This window comes from Bacteroides sp. D1, from assembly GCF_000157095.2.
Lineage (GTDB): Bacteria > Bacteroidota > Bacteroidia > Bacteroidales > Bacteroidaceae > Bacteroides > Bacteroides xylanisolvens.
Genome location: NZ_JH114344.1, coordinates 402,397 through 422,316, shown reverse-complemented (window position 1 = coordinate 422,316; position 19,920 = coordinate 402,397). Strand labels below are relative to the sequence as shown.

General features: G+C 47.0%; 10 protein-coding genes. 8 read left to right on the top strand and 2 right to left on the bottom strand.

All coding sequences use genetic code 11. The features are described 5' to 3' along the window. Positions 1 to 102 precede the first annotated feature (102 nt). Positions 103 to 876 carry a radical SAM protein gene (locus tag BSAG_RS06970; protein WP_004298756.1) on the top strand — a complete coding sequence of 258 codons (774 nt, stop codon included), beginning with the start codon at positions 103 to 105 and terminating at the stop codon, positions 874 to 876. 213 nt (positions 877 to 1,089) lie between these two features. Here the strand turns inward: BSAG_RS06970 and BSAG_RS06975 are convergent, their stop codons facing one another. Together BSAG_RS06975 and BSAG_RS06980 are read right to left on the bottom strand one after the other, a co-directional pair. Then, positions 1,090 to 5,118 carry a hybrid sensor histidine kinase/response regulator transcription factor gene (locus BSAG_RS06975; protein WP_008770503.1) on the bottom strand — a complete coding sequence of 1,343 codons (4,029 nt, stop codon included), beginning with the start codon at positions 5,116 to 5,118 and terminating at the stop codon, positions 1,090 to 1,092. A gap of 8 nt (positions 5,119 to 5,126) precedes the next feature. Beyond that, the gene (locus tag BSAG_RS06980) at positions 5,127 to 6,560 is read right to left on the bottom strand and encodes a sialate O-acetylesterase (protein ID WP_004316110.1); all 1,434 of its coding nucleotides are present in this window, start codon (positions 6,558 to 6,560) and stop codon (positions 5,127 to 5,129) included. A 267-nt stretch (positions 6,561 to 6,827) separates the two neighbouring features. Between BSAG_RS06980 and BSAG_RS06985 the strand changes: the two genes are divergently transcribed. Genes BSAG_RS06985 through BSAG_RS07015 form a run of 7 tightly spaced genes read left to right on the top strand, consistent with a single transcriptional unit; the run spans position 6,828 to position 19,485 of the window. Next, positions 6,828 to 10,100 (top strand): SusC/RagA family TonB-linked outer membrane protein, encoded by a 3,273-nt coding sequence (locus BSAG_RS06985; RefSeq protein WP_004316111.1) that lies wholly within the window; start codon positions 6,828 to 6,830, stop codon positions 10,098 to 10,100. A gap of 29 nt (positions 10,101 to 10,129) precedes the next feature. Beyond that, positions 10,130 to 11,941: a RagB/SusD family nutrient uptake outer membrane protein gene (locus tag BSAG_RS06990; RefSeq protein WP_004316112.1), complete on the top strand. Its 1,812-nt coding sequence runs from the start codon at positions 10,130 to 10,132 to the stop codon at positions 11,939 to 11,941. Between the two features lie 20 nt (positions 11,942 to 11,961). Beyond that, complete coding sequence (locus BSAG_RS06995; protein ID WP_004316113.1) at positions 11,962 to 13,776, top strand: heparinase II/III family protein; 1,815 nt, start codon at positions 11,962 to 11,964, stop codon at positions 13,774 to 13,776. 24 nt (positions 13,777 to 13,800) lie between these two features. Beyond that, positions 13,801 to 15,732: a heparinase II/III family protein gene (locus BSAG_RS07000; protein WP_004316114.1), complete on the top strand. Its 1,932-nt coding sequence runs from the start codon at positions 13,801 to 13,803 to the stop codon at positions 15,730 to 15,732. Between the two features lie 15 nt (positions 15,733 to 15,747). Continuing rightward, entirely contained in the window at positions 15,748 to 16,929 is a 1,182-nt protein-coding gene (locus BSAG_RS07005) for a glycoside hydrolase family 88 protein (RefSeq protein WP_008997653.1), read from the top strand. Positions 16,930 to 16,941: 12 nt separating this feature from the next. Continuing rightward, on the top strand, positions 16,942 to 17,415 hold the full coding sequence (locus BSAG_RS07010) for a hypothetical protein (protein WP_004316116.1): 474 nt from the start codon (positions 16,942 to 16,944) through the stop codon (positions 17,413 to 17,415). A 30-nt stretch (positions 17,416 to 17,445) separates the two neighbouring features. Next, positions 17,446 to 19,485, top strand: coding sequence for a fimbrillin family protein (locus tag BSAG_RS07015; RefSeq protein ID WP_008016568.1), 2,040 nt, complete (start codon positions 17,446 to 17,448; stop codon positions 19,483 to 19,485). Positions 19,486 to 19,920: the final 435 nt, after the last annotated feature.

Below are 19,920 nucleotides of genomic sequence, written 5' to 3'. Positions count from 1 at the left end.
AATAATTTGTTTGGGATGATGAAAAAATGGTCGTACAGATAGAATAACCTATAAGTTTTGGGTTATCTTTGCTATGATTTATGAATAAATAATTAGAATAAGATGACTATTATTTTTCCTTCACCCATCTTCGGCCCTATTCATTCCCGCCGTTTGGGCGTTTCTTTGGGAATCAATTTATTGCCGGACGACGGTAAGGTTTGTTCATTCGACTGCATTTATTGTGAGTGTGGTTTCAATGCCGAACATCGTACGAAGAAACTTCTTCCTACCCGTGAAGAAGTCCGCACGGCTCTCGAAGAGAAACTAAAAGACATGCAGGCAAACGGCCCCGCTCCCGATGTACTGACATTTGCCGGAAACGGTGAACCGACTGCGCATCCCCATTTCCCGGAAATCATAGAAGATACACTTGCGCTTCGCGACAAGTATTTCCCAAAAGCAAAAGTAAGCGTATTGAGTAACTCTACATTTATCGACCGTCCTGCCGTATTCGAAGCACTGAACAAGATAGATAATAATATCCTGAAACTGGATACGGTGGATGAAGAATACATTCATCTGTTGGACCGTCCTAACGGAAAATATTCTGTTAAGAAGATCATCGAAAGAATGAAAGAGTTCAAAGGAAACTGCATCGTACAGACGATGTTCCTGAAAGGAGGTTATCAGGGAAAAGACATGGATAATACATCCGACAAGTATGTGCTCCCCTGGATAGAAGCAGTGAAAGAAATCGCTCCCCGTCAAGTGATGATTTATACGATTGACCGGGAGACTCCCGACCACGATTTGCAAAAGGCTACGCATGAAGAGTTAGACCGTATTGTGGCTTTATTGGAAAAGGAAGGTATTCCGGCAACAGCTTCTTATTAAAATATAATTTAAACAGGGATATATTTCTTCTTGATAATACGTAAGAAAATTAATATAAGAAGGCGAACTAATAGAATTCAGAAGTTTTATACTTCCTATTCTATTGCTCGCCCTTTTATTGGCTTCATGAGCTGTTTCAGCCTATTCTGACAAGGGTATATTCTCACTTCGATGAGAAAAAGTTCTCATTGCAGTGAGAGTTTTTTCTCATTACTATGAGTATTTTTTCTCATCGCAGTGGGAATGCTTGAGAATGTGTACTTCCCTGATAATGTTTCCTTTCTTCACATAATCTTTCGGCAATATCCCGAACTGCTTCTGAAAGCAACGGGCAAAGTACGAAGGATTATTGAATCCTACAATGAAACAAACCTCATTGATCCGGTATTCTCCTTCACGCAGTAGTTCTCCGGCTGTTTTGAGTCGTATCAACCGGATATAATCATTGGGCGGCATTCCGGTCAGCCCTTTCAATTTGCGCTGTAAGTTGGAACGGCTGATAGCCATCTCCTCTGCCATCTTATCGATGGTAAATTCTTCATTGGTGAAATTGCGGGTAATGATTTCATTGATCGTGTTCAGCCATTTCACGTCTGTTTTGTTCATTAATGTCTGGTCGTATGACATATTCGGAACAGTTGTAAAGTGGTTGAACAGCATGCGCCGGTTTTCCAGCAGATTATTGATGGTGGCTTTCATGTGACTTAGCGAGAAAGGCTTTTCTATATAAGCGTCCGCGCCATAGTCAAGACCCGCAATTTTTGAATCGATGCTGTCGAGTGCCGAAAGCAGGATAAACGGGATATGGCAAAGCATATTGTCGGAACGGATGGACTTTAATAATTCGAATCCGTCCATGTGAGGCATGACGATGTCACTGATAATAAGATCTACTGTCGTTGTCTCCAGACATTCCAAGGCTTCCTTGCCATTGGCGGCTGTATGGATGGTGTAGGTATTTCCCAGATTCTTAGCCAGAAACTCCAGCATATCCGTTGTGTCTTCCACTACTAAAAGAGAGTAACCGGCGGGTTCGCCTTCTTCCTCCAAAGCGGGAACCTTGTCGGGCATGGAAGTAATGGAGGGGCTGACAGAGATGCTTTTCTCCAAATACGGAATTTCCACACATACTTCGCATCCTTCCGTATAGCCGGGATTGATATAAACCTTTCCTTTATGCTTTTCCACCAACAATTTGACGAGACTCAATCCGATTCCTACTCCCGAACCGTTGTTTCCTGTGTTTCCCACTTGATAAAACGGTTCGAAAACCTTGCTGCATTCCTCTTGCGGAATACCCGGACCATCGTCGCGTACACACAAGGAGAGCGTACGCCCTTCTGCAGACAGATGTTCGTCCAAAATCACCATAATGCGGGTGCGGGCATATTTCATGGCATTCGTCAGCAGGTTGCTGACAATTTTAGTCAGCGCCTCCTGGTCTACATTATATTGCAGATGTTCTTTCGGCAGGGAGACACTGAAAGAGATTCCGGTCAGGGAGATGGCACGGAAACGGTCGATGATGTCCTCTATCATCCGGTTGATATCCACTTCATTGAATGAAAGCGTATAACCTTCCTTGTCCACTTTGCGGAAGTCGAGCAATTGTTTGATAAGCTCCATCAGCCGGTTGGTATTCTTTTGTATCACAGACAGGTTGCTTTCCACTTCACTGTTCCATTCATGTGTTTCCAAAATCGCTTCCAGCGGAGCTTTGATAAGACTAACCGGAGTCTTGATTTCATGTGCCACTTGGGTGAAGAATGTAATTTTCGACTGGAACAATTCCTGATTCTTGATTTGTTCCATCTCTTTCATCTTTCTTGCTTTCACAGCCTGCTGTTTACGCAAATAAAGCTGTATCAGGAAATATGCGAGGCCACACGCTATTAGTAAATAGAAAATCTTGGCATAAATGGTCTTCCAGGGTGGAGGAAGAATTTCAATATGCAGGCAACAGTCGTCATTGCTCCAATATTCATCGTTGTTACTGGCTTTCACACGGAAAGTATATTCACCTGGAGGCAGGTTGAGAAAAGATACGTTATGTTTATCCGTATATATCCATTCTTTGTGAATACCGTCCAGTTTGTAGGCATATAAATTCTTGCTGGGAGCCACATAACTAAGACTTTCGAATGCGATGTCGAACGATACTACCTGATAAGGAATCGTTACTTGTCCGCTAAGAGCAGGTATACGCTTGCTAAGGCTTACTTTGTCGTCGGGGCTGTGCATATATACCGCCGAGATAGACGCCGTAGGTCTTACCTTATTAATAGATAACTTGAACGGATAGAAACAATTAAACCCGTTCACCCCACCGAAATAGAATTTCCCGTCACTGGCTTGCAGGGAAGAACGGAAATTGAATTGGTTGCTTTGCAATCCATCCTCGATGGTATAGAGTTGTGCCCGTTTGTTTTGCGGCTCATACCGGATCAGTCCCCTGTTGGAAGAAAGCCAATAGTTACCCGATTGATCGTCCAGTATGCCATAGATGATATTGTTCGGCAGATTCTCTTTGGTAGAGAAGTTTTCAAAACGGTCTTCCTGATAGTGATAACGGCAGATGCCACCGCCTTCGGTACAGAACCATAGATGCTGCTTATGATCGATATACACACGGATTACCCAGTTGCTACAAGGAGAATCAGGATTTACTGGGTCGTTGCGATAGTTGTGCAATTTACCGGTTTGGCGGTTGTAACGCCAAATGCCGTCCCTTTTGCTTGCCAGCCACATGTCCCCATGTTGGTCTTCAACCATATCGTAGATAAAGATATGGCTTAAAGGTTCCAATGTCCGGAAAGAGTCACTTTCCGGGTCATACCGGCAGAATCCGGAAAGCGTTCCCAGATAAATGCTGCCATCCTTCGTTTGATAGATGGAGTAGATATGGTCGTTAGGAATTGAATGTGGGTTTGCGCGGTTATGGCGATAGTTTTTCATTTTTCCCGTTTGAGTATCCAGGATATATAATCCCCGTGAGAAACTGCCAATCCACAATTTTCCTTCATTGTATAGTAGTGCATGGATATTGTGATAACCGATGTTAGGGTTACTGCTTCTCAACAGATGGTTCTTGAACTTTTTCGTGCGGGGATCAAAGAGATTCAGTCCCCCGTCTTCGGTAGCAATCCAAATGTTGCCATCGGGATCTTCGCAGAATTGGCTGATTACATTTCCCGAAAGAGAATTTTCCGTACCATTGGGATAATACCACTCGATATCCTTATGCTTGGGAGACAGGTAACTCACTCCACTGAAATAAGTCCCGATCCAGATTCCCCCTTCCCTATCCTGATAACAGGCATAGATACTTTCTTTATTTTGTCCGTCGTCGGTAGGCAGACATTCTCCTGTCGTGGTGTTGAATGTATAAAGTCCGTCGTCGGAGCCGAGATAGAAAGAGTTGGCTGTCCGTTGAAACAAGGTGCGGATGCGCGGAATGGTAAGCGTGTCCCCTTCTCCGAAGTAATAGCGGAATTGCCCTGTCTCTTTATTGAAACGTGCCAGTCCCCCGTACCATGTACCCGCCCATAATACTCCCTGCGAACTTTCCATCAAAGAGATAATCTCGTTGCAGGCAGGACGTCCGAAAGAAGTGCCCTCGGATATATATCCTGTGAAGTTGTCCGTACGTTGGTTGTATTTCGCCAGCCCATTCCGGGTACCTATCCAGATAGTCCCGAACGAGTCGTTATAAATCACCCATATGTGATTATCCGGCAATGAATGAGGATCGGAAAGAGAATGCAGATATTGCCTCAACGTACCTTTTTTCTCGTTGTAGACAAACAGCCCGTTGGTTGTTCCGATCCATAACTGCCCGTCATTGTCGTATGCCATTCCGAAGACGCTGTTGACTGACACCCCGTCTTCCGTCTGTTTATCGAATACGGAGAACTTCTCTTCCCACGAATCGAATAAATACAGCTTCTCCGTACTTGCCACCCAAATCTGATTGTTATCCTGATGGCGGCAAATCGTTACTATATTCATATAGCTGTTTCCGCCGTTTTCTGACGAATGTCCGTAGTTGGTGAACTCGATACCGTTGAAACGATTCAGCCCGTCCTGCGTTGCAAACCACATATAGCCGATGCTATCCTGGAGGATGCTCCGGACGCAATTGCCCGATAACCCTGATCTAACGTCATATTTCTTGTAGATATTGGCGAAGACCAGAGAAACCGATGTCAGCAGTATACATATAGATAAGATGGATCGTTTCATAATTTCCTTTATTTCACGTCGTCCCACGTATCCGTGCGGAACGGGAAAGCACTCAATCCGAAAGTATTCCGCAGCGTGATATTTCCCACATAATTACGGAAAGCATAGCGCACGGCAACCGGTTGGGCTACCTCTTCACTCCACACTTCTACTGTGTTGGTACGTCCAACAATCTTTGCTTTCGCCGGATAGAACTTCTTGTCCGCTCCCGCAATCTCGAATCCTTCCAGTTCGGAGAAAGTAGGAAACAACCCCACAGGTGCATTATCAAATGTCACTATAGCCTTTTTGTCCGCATAGTCCACTTTGGTCATCGTCGGACCGTTGGATGGCAATCGGCGGATACCGTATGTTTTAGTCAATGCAAGTGTAGCCAACCGAAGCCCTACTACATCCTTCTGTGGCGGATGGATGCAGAATTCATCACCGATATCCGTAGTGGGGACCATGCCCGAATTAGGAATCGTTTTCAGTGCTTCCATCTGTGCTTCACGCAATAAAGCAGCCCCCGTATTGCTGCTGTTTTCATATTTGTAAGGAGCAATCTGCACATAATAGAAAGGCATATCGGGAGCCTCCCATACATTTCTCCATAGCTGCACCATGGCAGTCATCATCGGAGCATAGAATTGATAGTTGGATATGTTCGATTCTCCCTGATACCAGAGGAAACCCTTTGCCGTGAAGTTCTTAACAGGCCATAACATCGAATTGTACAGACATTCCAGACGTTGGTGCACTCCTCTTTTAGGATTTTTGGCAGCTTCAATATTCATACCTTCAACGGTTTTCAATGTCGGTTCATCCATCCATGCCTCGATCGCCGAACCTCCCCAACTGTTGATAACCAGCCCTACCGGGAGATGGAGACTTTCAGTCAGTTGGCGGGCAAAGAAATAGGCGGCGGCACTGCAATCAATGGTCGTTTCGGGTGACGATACTTCCCATTTTCTTTTCTCGAAATCCGTGCGGCGCTCTGTATCATTGGTTCTCGGTACGGTAATAAAACGGATACGGTCACGATAATTTCCCGAGTTCAGTAACGTTTCAAGCGAGTTGTCAATGGGTTGCGCTGCATTTCCCATCATGCGCATTTCCATGTTCGACTGTCCGGAGCAGATCCACACCTCCCCTATCAGTATATCCGAGAGAGTGACCGGAGTGCCGTCACTGATAGTAATAGAATAAGGTGTATAACCCCCTTCGGGAGTGTCTACTTTTACCAGCCAGGCCCCGTCTTTATCCGTAGATGCCTGATAAGTCCGGTTGTTCCACGAAGTGGTGACGGTTACTTTTTTGCCGTCCGCCCACCCCCATAACTTAACGGAGCTGTTCTGTTGAAGTACCATGTGATCTCCCATCATTGCAGGGAGTTTTACTTTGCCTTGTGCAATCGGCAGGAATAAAAGTGATAAAATAAGAAGTAGAAAATGTTTTTTCATACTGTTTTTATTAGATATTCGACGAATAATTATATAGGTATCAGGCAAAAATACAACCTATTTTTAAATATGGAATAAAACTAGCTAGTCATTTTCTGATAAAAGCTGGTCGAAATCTTAAAAGCTTGTTTTTCCTTTCCATTCTCCGCCGAATTTTCTTAATTAGTGGCATCAATCGCCTAGACAGTATTATTAGGTTGGTTAAATATCCCATTTCTTTGCATTGTGAGTATTTAACAACCTAATTGTTTCATTAAATTTAATAAAATGAAAAAGAAGCACTATCTATTATTTTTATTGGCTTCGCTCTTTTTACTGACAGATGTGGTGTGGGCACAGACATCTGCTACAGTAAGTGGAGTAGTGATCGATGAGAATGGAGAAACCCTGCCGGGTGTTTCCGTCGTCGAAGTAGGTACAACGAACGGTGTCCTGACAGACCTGAACGGGCACTACACCTTAAAAACAACTTCTGCCAAACCTTCTGTTTCTTTCAGTTACATTGGTTATCAGACCACCACGCTTCCCTTGAACGGACGCACGAAACTCGACGTCCAGATGAAGGTGGAAACGAAAATACTGGATGAAGTAGTGGTAGTGGGTTACGGTGTGCAGAAGAAAGTGAACCTGACCGGCTCCGTGACTTCCATCAACTTTGCCGACCAGACGGAGGGACGTCCCATCATGAGTGTTTCTTCCGCTCTTTCGGGACTCGCTGCCGGTATGAACGTGACGCAGGCTTCGGGACAACCCGGATCGGACGGCGCCACCATCCGCGTGCGTGGTAACGGTACGTTCAATACCAACTCCCCATTGGTACTGGTAGACGGTATTGAATGGAGCATGGACAACGTGAACCCCAACGACATTGAAAGTATCTCCGTACTGAAAGACGCTGCCTCAACAGCTATTTACGGTACGCGTGCCGCTAACGGAGTGATCCTCATCACCACCAAAAGCGGAAAAGGTAAACCGCAAATCTCCTATTCTTATTCGGGAGTCGTGCAGATGCCCTACAACAACCTCTCTTTCGTAAGCGACTATGCCCGTTATATGGGACTGGTGAACGAGGCTTGCGACAATGTGAATACCAAAGGCATCTTCTCGCAGGAAAGCATCGACCGCTGGAGGGCTGCTTCTGCCGATCCGAACGGGTTGAACGAGTACGGAGTACCCAATTACGTGGCTTATCCCAACACCGATTGGTTCGACGAAGTATTCGACACCGGATATTCGCAAGAGCACAACCTGTCTGTCTCCGGCAGTTCGGAGAAAGTGAAATACATGCTTTCCTTAGGCTATCTCGACAATCAGGGAGTCATGAACCGCTGGAACCTCGACTCAAGTACGCAGAAAATCAATTTCCGTACCAACCTGGAAGCCAAGATAGTGAAATGGATGACCGTCGGCACCCGTCTCTACGGACAAAAGCAAGATTACGGGATGGCTAATATCAGCAACGGATTCAAGTATCTCTATCAGACCACTCCGGGTGTATATCCCGGCGAACCGAACTACTGGGGACGTGCCGCGCTAGCCAGCGAAGAATCTTCCAATGCCAATAATATCTTCGGTCAGATGGCAGGAGCCACCGGTTTCAATACCGTATGGCGTCTCAACGCATCAGTCTACGGAATTATCACTCCCTATAAAGGGCTCAACATTGAAGGTACTTTCAACTATTCGCCGACATTCACCGACAAGTCTTCTTATAGCCGCCAAAATGGTTATTGGGACTACGTCACCGACCAGCGTGTCAGCGAAAGCGCGTTGGAGAACGCTTCCATCACCAATACGAGCGCACGCACCTGGCGTCAGAGTGCCGAAATACTGGTACGCTACAATACAACCATCAAGAAAGACCACGATCTGGGCGCACTGCTCGGATATTCTGCACAGGAATATTACAGCAAGAGCTTTGCCGTTTCCCGTAAAGGCGCTACGGACTGGACGCTGAACGAACTAAGCACTTACGAGACGCTCGTCAGCTCTTCCAGCTCGGCACCTGCCAAATGGGGATTGCTCTCTTATTTCGGCCGTGTCAACTACGGATATAAAGGGCGTTATCTCTTCGAAGCCAACCTTCGTGCCGATGCCTCCTCCCGTTTCGGTGTGAACCAGCGTTGGGGATATTTCCCCTCGTTCTCCGGTGGATGGCGTATTTCGGAAGAATCGTTCATGCAGGGAGCATCGGACTATCTCTCTAACCTGAAACTCCGTGTTTCCTGGGGAAAGACAGGTAACAACTCAACGGGCAACTACGACTGGCAGGCAAACTACGCCACAGGCAATGTTGTAATCGACGGTGAAGGAACCAAAGGATTGGTACGCAAGAAACTAAGCAACGACAAGCTGCATTGGGAAAGTACCGCCACCACCGACATCGGACTTGATTTCGGCTTCTTCAACCACCGCCTGACGGGTGAGATAGACTATTATAATAAGTATACTTCGGACATTCTCTACCATCCCGAACTCTATCTTTCGATGGGTGTTGTAGGCTCTGCTCCCGAGAATTTGGGTGAAGTGCGCAACCGTGGTGTTGAATTTACCCTCAACTGGAACGACCGTATCGGAAAAGATTTCGAATACCGAGTGGGTATGAACTTCTCTTTCAACGCCAACAAAGTGATGAAGTTCAAAGGCGAACTCCAGAAATACTGGACGTATGATGCACAGGGAAACAAAGTGAGCTATGTCAACAACTTCAGTGATGTGTCTGAATCTGGTTTCGGAGGCTACATCTGCGAAGGCCGCCAACTGGGAGAAACCTATATGTATAAGGTGTACAGAGGTTCCGGCGAAGGCTATACCGGAGGTGCGGTGGATATCCATGCGGGACCGAAGGACGGAATGATACGTACGAAAGGAGATATGGTATGGGTGCAGGCCATGATTGACTCCGGTTATTCGTTCGGAGGAATGAAGACGGTTGCCAAAGACCAGCTTTGGTATGGTGACATACTCTATGCCGACAGCAACGGTGATATGAACTACGGCGATACCAACGACCGGGATTTCTCCGGACACACCAGTGTCCCGAAATTCAATCTGGGTTTCAACTGTGCTTTCTCTTACAAGAACATTGATTTCTCCATGTTATGGTCGGGAGCTTTCGGGCATTACCTCAACTGGAATACGGATTACTACAACTCGACGCTGGTCAGCCACGGATATGGCATTATTGAGCATATCGCCGATAACCATTACTTCTTCGATCCTTCCAACCCGGACGATCCGCGTACCAACCAGTGGGGCAAATATCCCCGCCTGACATACGGTACTACCTATAATAACAGAATCCAGAGCGACTGGAACGAATATAAGGGCGACTACTTCAAGTTGAAGAATATCCAGATCGGCTATACGTTGCCGCAACGGATTTCCAGCAAGTTCTTTGTTAATAAGCTCCGTGCTTTCGTGTCGATGGACAATATCCTGACGATCACCAGTTATCCGGGACTCGATCCGGAAATAGGAACTGCTATCGGTTATCCGTTGATGCGTCAGATCTCTTTTGGCGGACAGATTACCTTTTAATGATGTAGAACTAAAAAACAGAATCTGATATGAAAAAGATATTAATGATTTTAACGATGGCGCTGGCGGCTACCTCCTGCATGGATATTCTCGATGTGGCTCCGGAAGACCAAATAGCAAGTGAAAACATGTGGACCACGGAGGAGCTTGCCGACAAGGGAATGGCAGGACTCTACTTCCCGTTCTATGCCACCCAACTCTCCTCCACCCAGCTTCGCCGTGCCGACGGACTGAACCGTCAGGGAATCGAAGCCATGAGCTTTGCAACCGATTATTATTCCAACAACTATCCGGTGGAACTGCTTTCGCTGGCTACCAAGCCTGCCAATGACTTTCAGGTGTGGTATGAATGGAAGTTCTGTTACACCATCATCCATGCGTGTAACGATGCGATTGCCAATCTGCATAAAGCAGATATGAGCGCTAATAAACTGGCACGTTACCAATGCGAAGCCCGTTTCCTCCGTGCCTGGGCGTACAATCGTCTGAATATGCTTTATCAGGGTGTTCCCGTTTATCTGGAACCCATCAATAATGAAGACTGTACCCGTGGCCAATCTTCGGTGGATGAGGTATGGCAAGTGATTCTGGATGATTTGACGTATTGCATCAACAATCCCGATTTCCCCAATAACACGCTGAATGAAAACTACGGCCGTCCTTCTAAAGGTGCCGCTTATGCCCTGCGTGGTATGGTATATATGTGGAAGAAGCAATACAAGGAAGCAGGCAACGATTTCAAAGAAGTGGAAACGTGTGGTTATGGCTTGTGGACAGGCGAATATGCCGACTTCTTCAAATATGAAAACGAGAAAGACAAAGAAATGATCTTCTCGCTCCAGTTCAGCGAAGAAACCGGTTATTGTGATAACATTCAGCAAATGACTGGCGCTCGCGATACGTATGATGGCTGGACGGAAATAAAACCTTCCGCAGACTTTGTGGACTACTATAAGAACGCCGACGGATCGGACTTCAAATGGTCGGAAGTAGACGGCCTGCAAGACTGGGACTTGCTGACTCCAAAACAGCGTGAAATCTTCTTCTGCCGTGACGGACTGGAATCCATGTCCTCACAAAAGAATGCGCTTATCAAACGGGTAGGCGAAGATATCTATCAGAAATATTACCTGAACAGCGGTAATGAAGCCCGCATCAAAAAGGCGTATAACAGTCGTGACCCGCGTCTGCAACAGACCGTCGTCACTCCTTATGTGCCGGTAGACTGCTACAAGCCTAATTATGCAGGAGATGCCAACCAGATCGGTAAACAACTCCGTTGGCCGTTGAAGGAACAGGGCACGAATGGTGGAGACTTCTGGCTCGATAAACGTACTTCTGCTTTCTACTGCTATCGCAAGTACAATGAGTTTGAGAAAGGCCGTTTGATTAGCCGGAGCCGTTGCCATACCGACTGGCCGTTGATTCGCTATACTGATGTATTGTTGCAGTATGCCGAAGCATTGGCGCAGACCGATCAGATGGGAGAAGCCATCCGCCTGGTGAATAAAGTACGTACCCGTGCCCACATGCCTGCACTGACAGAGGGTGGAAGCGGTCCGTGCGCAGTGAACGGAAAAGAAGACATGCTCGAAAGGATACGTTACGAACGTCGCGTGGAATTCTGCCTGGAAGGAATCAACTTCTTCGATGAAGTACGTTGGGGAACCTACAAAGAAACCAAATTCCAGGGGAAAGACATCAATGGCGGCAAATCCTGGTGGGGCGAACTGGCAGAGTATAACTGGTATTACACCGATTACATGTGGCCATGGACTGCTCCTATCTCTGAAACGCAAAAGAACCCGAACCTGACTAAACGAAGCGGTTGGGCGTATTAATCATAAAGATTTGAATAAGGATGAAGAAAATACTTTTACTATTACTCATTTTTGTATCCGGTTACACGGGTGTAGTTGCGCAACAGTTTGATTATGGCAAGATAGCGCCTCATCCCCGGTTGTTATTGCCGGCGGGAGGAGAAGAAGCCATCAGGAAAGCCATTGCGGAGTATCCCCCGTTGGCCACTGTTCACCAGCGGATCATGGAACTTTGCGACCGGACACTTACGGAACAGCCTGTGGAACGTATCAAAGAGGGTAAACGCCTGCTGGCGATTTCGCGCATCGCATTGAAGCGTATCTATTACCTCTCATACGCTTACCGTATGACGGGAGATAAGAAATATGCTCACCGTGCGGAACAGGAGATGCTGGCCGTCAGTCGTTTCACCGACTGGAACCCCACTCATTTCCTGGATGTGGGTGAGATGGTAATGGCATTGGCTATCGGTTATGACTGGCTGTACGATTCTTTGCAGCCCGACACCCGCCGGGTAGTGCGCGAAGCAATCATCGCGAAAGGCTTCGACGCGGCAAAGAACACCCGTCATGCCTGGTTCTATACAGCTAAGAACAACTGGAATTCCGTATGTAATAGTGGATTGGCGTATGGCGCGCTGGCTCTTTTTGAAGAGATTCCGGAAGTATCGAAAGGCATCATAGAGAAATGCATGGAGACAAATCCGAAAGCGATGGTAGGTTATGGCCCCGACGGAGGTTATCCCGAAGGATTCGGATATTGGGGGTACGGGACAAGTTTTCAGGTAATGCTCATTGCTGCGCTCGAAAGTGCTTTCGGCACAGACAATGGGCTCTCCCAAGCCCCCGGTTTCATGGAGTCTGCCCGTTTCATGCAGTATATGACGGCTCCGGGCGGAGATTGTTTCTGTTTCTCGGACTCTCCGGTAGAGGCGGAGTGCAACATGATGATGTTTTGGTTTGCAGGCAAAGCGAAAGACCTTTCCCTGTTGTGGATCGAACGTCAGTATCTCGACCGGCCGGATATGCAGTTTGCCGAAGACCGTTTACTGCCCAGCCTGCTGGTGTTCTGTTCGCAGCTCGATTTGAAGCATATCGGCAAGCCGAAGAGAAACTTTTGGTTCAGTCGAGGAGATACGCCTGTGTTTATCTACCGTGGCGGATGGGACAGCAAGGAAGATACCTATCTGGGAGTGAAAGGCGGTTCGCCTTCTACCTCTCATGCGCACATGGATGCCGGTTCGTTTATCTTCGAGAGAGACGGGGTGCGTTGGGCGATGGACTTGGGTATGCAGAGTTACATCACGCTCGAAAGTAAGGGAGTAGACCTGTGGAATATGTCGCAGAACGGACAACGCTGGGAAGTATTCCGGCTAAGCAATATCGCTCACAACACCCTGACGATTAACGGCGAACGCCATTTGGTAAAGAGTAATGCTCCGATCACCCGTACTTTCGAGTCGAAGAAACAGAAAGGGGCGGAAGTAGACCTGTCGAGTGTGTTTGCCAACAGCGTGAAGAAAGTCGTCCGCACCGTGATATTGGATCAGAAAGACCATCTGGAAGTAACCGACCGGTTGGAGACGGGGGACAAGGAAGCTGCCGTATCCTGGATCATGGTCACTCCGGCGGAAGCCAAAATAACGGGCAAGAACCGGATGGAATTAACCAAAGACGGACAACGGATGCTATTGACGGTAGATGCCGATACGGAAGTAGAAATGAAAACCTGGTCGAACGTGCCCCCGCATGAATATGATTTCCGCAATCCGGGAACCATCCGCGTGGGTTTTGAGACGGTGATTCCTGCCAATCGTGCCTCGCAACTGAAAGTACGACTTATTCCTTTGAAGTAGTAATACAAATAAATTCATTGAACCATGAAAACGATTCTTTTTAAAACAATCATCATAGCTTTCTTTGTAGGAACAGCCGTTAGTTGTTCCGATGAAGATGAGAACAGATTCCGTCCGGGATCTACCCATGAGAAACCGAATCCCACGGAGCCGGAGGGCGGACTGGATTATTCCAAACTGACTGCGGACAATCATCCCCGCCTGTTGATGAACGCCGAGGCCTTCACTGCGTTGAAAGCCAAAGTGGATGCCAATTCGAGTGCCAATCTGACCTTGCTCCATAATACCATTATGAGTGTATGCAACAGTAAAGGGATGAACGCCACGGCACTGACTTATAAATTGGATGCCAGCAACAAACGTATCCTCGATGTGTCCCGCGACGCGTTACTGCGTATTTTCACCTGTGCTTATGCCTACCGGATGACCGGCGATACCAAATACCTGACTAAAGCGGAAACGGATATGAACGCTGTCTGCAACTTTCCCGACTGGAACTCGAAACGTCACTTTCTCGATGTGGGCGAAATGGCTACGGCTGTTGCGTTCGGCTACGACTGGCTCTACAACGAACTAAGTGCAGCCACCCGTACAAAAGCGGCCAACGCACTGTTGAAGTTTGCCTTCCAACAGGCGCAGAACAAGAACTGGAACCTCAACTTCTACGAAGCCACCAACAACTGGAACCAGGTTTGTAATGGCGGACTGGTCTGTGCGGCACTGGCTTCTTATGAAAACAATCCTTCCGAAGCAAAGGACATGATTGAAAAGGCATTGGAATCCAACAAACCTGCATTGGAAGTGATGTACTCTCCCGACGGCAACTATCCGGAGGGCAGCGGTTACTGGTGTTACGGCACGCTCTATCAGGTATTGATGCTTGCCGCCCTCAACAGTACGCTCGGCACGGATAACGGGCTTTCCGATACACCGGGATTCTCTAAAACGGCAGAATATATGCTGTATATGACAGGCTTGAACAGCAAGTTCTTTAATTATTCCGACTGTGCCCCCTCCTCTACTGCGGCATTGGCTTCGTGGTGGTTTGCCGATAAATACAGTAATCCATCCTTATTATATAATGAACTGAAAATGCTGAAGAACGGTGAATACGCTTCCTGTGCCGAAAACCGCCTGTTACCGATGATTATGGCGTTTGCCAATAATCTGAATCTGGACGCAATCTCCGCTCCTTCCAATAAATTATGGAGTGGAAAAGGGGAAACGCCCGTAGTGATGGTACATACCGACTGGACGTACACTGATACGGATAAATACCTCGGAATCAAAGGTGGCAAGGCAGGTTCGAGCCACGGACACATGGATGCCGGTTCGTTTGTGTACGACGCGTATGGAGTGCGCTGGTCGATGGATTTCGGTCTGCAAAGTTATACAACGCTCGAGTCGAAATTGTCAGCTTTGGGTGGTAATCTTTGGGATATGGGACAGAACTCGATGCGTTGGGATGTATTCCGCCTGAATAACTTGAATCATAGCACGATTTCAATCAACGACGCCCGTCACCGGGTAAATGGGGTGGCTACACTGACTACTACCATCAATACCGCTACGGAATTGGGAGCCACTTTCGATCTGACTGAAGTAGTGTCCGATCAGGCGGCGTCCGCTACCCGTACCGTGAAAATCGTGAACGATAAAGATTTAGTAGTCATGGATGAGATCAAGGCGAGAACAGATAAATCCGCTAAAGTGCGCTGGTGTATGGTAACGCCTGCCGTTCCGACGGTGGAAAGTAACCGCATCGTACTAACGAACGGAAGCAAAGTGATGTATCTCACAGCCAGCGGAAGCGTGAAGCCTACCTACAAGCAATGGAGTACTACCAGCGAGAACTCTTATGACCAGGCTAATCCGGGCACCTATATGGTCGGCTTTGAAGCAACGGTCACCGCCAATCAGACCGCCACATTTACCACAACCCTGTCCCCTAAATAAAAAAGAATGGAACGTATGAGAATCCTATTAATATCTATACTCGGACTTTTGACATTGGCCTCCTGCACGAAGCAGGAGCCGATGGAGGCATTGATTGACCGTGTATTTACCGTTGCAGAGCAACAATACACGACTATGGACACCCGCTTGACAGAAAAGACACTTCCCCGCACACTCTCTGCCGACGGTGAGTTTGTTCCCTCGAATATTTATTGGTGGTGCAGCGGCTTCTATCCCGGTTCCCTCTGGTATATCTACGAATATACAGGCAATGAAGCAGTGAAAACACTGGCCGAGAAGAACACGCTGAAACTCGACTCTATACAATACGTGACCAGGGATCATGATGTCGGTTTCCAGTTGAATTGCAGTTACGGGAATGCTTTCCGGTTGACAGGTAATGAGGCTTATAAACAAGTGCTCTATCAGGGCGCCAAATCCTTGTCAACCCGCTTCAACCCTATTGCCGGTGTGATTCGTAGCTGGGACTTTGTACGCAAAGGTTGCGACTGGAAGTTCCCGGTGATTATTGACAATATGATGAACCTTGAACTGCTGTTGTCCATGTCGAAAGCCTACGCCGACGACTCCTTGCAGAACATTGCCTGTACGCATGCCAATACCACTATCCAGCATCACTTCCGGGATGATTATTCCACGTATCATCTGGTGGATTATGATCCTGAAACGGGTGCAGTGCGCGGCAAACAAACGGTGCAGGGCTTCTCGGACGATTCCTCCTGGAGCCGCGGACAGGCATGGGCCTTGTATAGCTATACGATGATGTTCCGCTTGACGGGGTATCAGAACTATCTGTTGCAAGCCGGACATATTGCCGATATGCTGCTCCGCCGTTTGCCTGCCGACGGTATTCCTTACTGGGATTTCGACGCTCCGGTAGAAGAACAGACCTATCGGGATGCTTCCGCTGCGGCTATCATGGCCTCCGCCTTTATCGAACTAAGCCGTTATATCCCCGGCACGGAAGCCAAGGAATCTTATTTTGCCATGGCAGAAAAGCAACTCCGTACGCTTGCCTCGAAAGAGTATCTGGCAGAACCGGGTACGAACGAATGTTTCATCCTGAAGCACAGCGTGGGTGCACTTCCTGATAAAAGCGAAGTGGATGTCCCCCTGACGTATGCCGATTATTACTTTTTAGAAGCGTTGCTGCGGTATAAGAATCTACAAAAATAAAACTAATACAATATGATTATGAAGAACTTACATATTAGCATGGCATTTATCTTCGTACTACTGCTGATAACTGCCTCCTGTTCGGACAAGGATGATTCGGCTCCGCGTGTCATTCCCACCATGAACCTGACAGTTTCGGAGATTGCGGACAATACGGCTCTGATTACTTCCGAGCAGCAAACAGGAACTACGTTCGGAGCGAAAGTCATTGAATTCTATCCCGTGGCCGACATCGGTTTTGACTATAACATTGAAGTGAAACTGGTGAAATTTGTAGAAGAGAACGGAGAACCCGTATCTCTGCCCTATACGCGTAAAATCACCGAAGGATTACGTCCGGGAGTGAATTACATCAGTGCGATTATCGCCTATAATGCCGAAGGGCGTGCCGTGTGTTCCGCTTTCCAGACCTGGAAAGCTTCAGGAACGGAAGGAGCATGGAGTGACGGCGGTTCTGCCGGTGATTTGGAAGAGAATGAATGGTAAAGAATGGTGTAACTCAAAAGAATGAATGGTATGAAAAATAGATTATTTGCAATAGGTGCAATGATTCTCATGATGACAAGTTGCACGCAGGACGAACTTATTTCGTCCGATAACGGCAAAGAACCGGCAACGGCAGGTTCATGTCTGACATTGGTTGGACTCTCGTCTCCGCAGACACGTATTTCTATCGGTGACAAAACAGGTGACGTTTATCCGGTGATTTGGAGCGAAGGGGATGCCTTGGGTGTTTTCTCCCGTACGGCAGGGACCGACATCAATAATGTGCAGTCTTTATTAAGTGATGAGTCGATCGGGCAGAACTCCGGCGTCTTTACTTCGGACGACGTGAAGATGGCGGAAGAAGGAGCTACGGAGCTTCTTATTTACTATCCTTACCGGGCAAGTACGGAACTGGCCGAAAATGGCAACAAGATAACTTCTACCCTGTCTGTTGAGCAGGAACAAAGCCGTCCCGGCGATAGCCATCATATTGGAAAGTATGGTTTTGCGTTTGCCAAGGCTACGGTCAGCGGTCCGGATATGCTTGCTAAATTTACGTTGAACCATGCGATGGCGTATGTGAAGTTCAGCATCTCATCCCAGGAGCTTTCTACGTACAAGCTCAAGAGCGTTTCTTTATATGACAAGGAGACAAAAACTCCTCTTTCCGGTGTATTCACAGCAGATTTGGATACGGACGAACTGACTTACGGTCCGGATGTGAAACCGTATGCCACTGTTTCACTGACTACTCCCGAACTGCTCGCTTCCGCACAGGATATATACCTGACTACATATCCTGCCGATTTAAGTGGCAAAGAAGTGTACATTGTCATCACTCTGGAGAATGACCAGCAGACTGTTACCATTCCTATTCTCAAAGAAGGAAAGCAACTGAAAGCCAATGCTGTCAATACGATTGCTGTCAACAACCTGAAACTTTCGGATAACTCCTGCGAATGGTATGAGCCGGTAGAGACACGTTTATTGGCAGGAGGATGGGCTTATGGCGAGTCCAACTGTCTGTTGACGAATATTTCTACCAGTGGCGTGAGCAATACGATTAGTGTGAAGGCACGTGGTAACTTCATGGAAGTGGAAGAACCCAAGTATGCCAAGACTATTCTAGGTTGCGATTTGAATAAGGATCATAAGATGATTGCCGTAAATGGCTCTACTACGGACATCTCCCCTATTGGCAGTGATTACAATATTACGATCAATGCCTATAAAGTAAGCGGAGGCTATGACGGCGGTTGCGGTCAGGTGGCTATCTATGGAGCGGATCAGACTACCGTCATCTGGAGTTTTATTATCTGGATGACCCCTACTCCGGCAGAACACCCTTATGGTAATACGGGATATGTAGTGTTGGATCGTAATCTGGGTACTTATATGACGTGTGAAGGAGACAACTGGAAGCAAAACGGTGTTTACTTCCAATGGGGACGTCCTACGCCGGTCGGCTGGTCGGGATCCGTGGGTACTAATATACCTACCGAAGCCACCAACGTCCGCTTCTCTATAGAAAATCCCCGTGCGTTGCTTTATACCAATAATGTGGAGAATACAAAATCCGACTGGTATCTGGGTGCATGGACTGGTGCACGTACCGATCGTAAAGATGACTTCTGGGGTAACCCGAATGAATCGAGCACTTATCTCAATCCTTCTGACGGTCATAAATCTATTTATGATCCTTGTCCGAAAGGCTACCGGGTTGTATCTCCCCGAGTATTGGATGAGATAGAGCAGAAAGGAGAATTTGTGAAACAGAGCGCAACTGCGGTATTTAAATATTGCTATGACGGTACGAATTACGCATATTGGCCGTTGGCAGGTTGTAAGTGGGGTTCCAACGGTGGTAATAATGGTAATAATACAGGATTGGATACCGCTAAGGGAGCCGCTTGCTATTGGTCTAACTCATCGGCTAGCAGTTATGGAAATGACAAGGATCAGGGAGCTACTTCTCTGTATTATAAAGTCTCCGATAAGACCTGGACACATTCCTCCGGTCGTTCCCATGCATTCTCCGTGCGTTGTATGAAAGATACCGAGAATCGTTGATTCTCTTCATGGATTCTCTTCATTGAGAATATGAAATAGAATTCCCCGTTATATGAAAGTTTCTGCCTGTCTCCGGATACAAGGTACTTTCATATAACGGGGAATCTGTTCTGTTTTTAAGAACTTCACGAAAAAAGGAAAGAAAGAAAAGGGCCAAACAGAAAATAAACTGCATGAACAATTGCAAGAATATGCATTATCTCTCTTTATCTTGTATTTATTTCCTTGAAATATGCACGATATGGTGTAACTAAACCATCCGTTTGCCGTAATCAAACCCTCCGTTTGGTTTAAACAAACCGTCCGTTTGCTATAATCAAACCATCGGTTTCTTTTAAAGGAAGCTAAACTTGGTTTTTGAAGAGGATATATTGAGCTGGTTTGTCTTTTTCTACTGCCTATTTATAAATAGCAATCTGATATATCCTTTGTGAT

What these genes read in the sequence shown, in the direction of transcription:
- BSAG_RS06975 (WP_008770503.1), bottom strand. Translation starts at nt 5,118, where the DNA reads ATGAAACGATCCATCTTATCTATATGTATACTGCTGACATCGGTTTCT.
- BSAG_RS06970 (WP_004298756.1), top strand. Translation starts at nt 103, where the DNA reads ATGACTATTATTTTTCCTTCACCCATCTTCGGCCCTATTCATTCCCGC.
- BSAG_RS06985 (WP_004316111.1), top strand. Translation starts at nt 6,828, where the DNA reads ATGAAAAAGAAGCACTATCTATTATTTTTATTGGCTTCGCTCTTTTTA.
- BSAG_RS07000 (WP_004316114.1), top strand. Translation starts at nt 13,801, where the DNA reads ATGAAAACGATTCTTTTTAAAACAATCATCATAGCTTTCTTTGTAGGA.
- BSAG_RS07010 (WP_004316116.1), top strand. Translation starts at nt 16,942, where the DNA reads ATGATTATGAAGAACTTACATATTAGCATGGCATTTATCTTCGTACTA.
- BSAG_RS06980 (WP_004316110.1), bottom strand. Translation starts at nt 6,560, where the DNA reads ATGAAAAAACATTTTCTACTTCTTATTTTATCACTTTTATTCCTGCCG.
- BSAG_RS07005 (WP_008997653.1), top strand. Translation starts at nt 15,748, where the DNA reads ATGAGAATCCTATTAATATCTATACTCGGACTTTTGACATTGGCCTCC.
- BSAG_RS06990 (WP_004316112.1), top strand. Translation starts at nt 10,130, where the DNA reads ATGAAAAAGATATTAATGATTTTAACGATGGCGCTGGCGGCTACCTCC.
- BSAG_RS06995 (WP_004316113.1), top strand. Translation starts at nt 11,962, where the DNA reads ATGAAGAAAATACTTTTACTATTACTCATTTTTGTATCCGGTTACACG.
- BSAG_RS07015 (WP_008016568.1), top strand. Translation starts at nt 17,446, where the DNA reads ATGAAAAATAGATTATTTGCAATAGGTGCAATGATTCTCATGATGACA.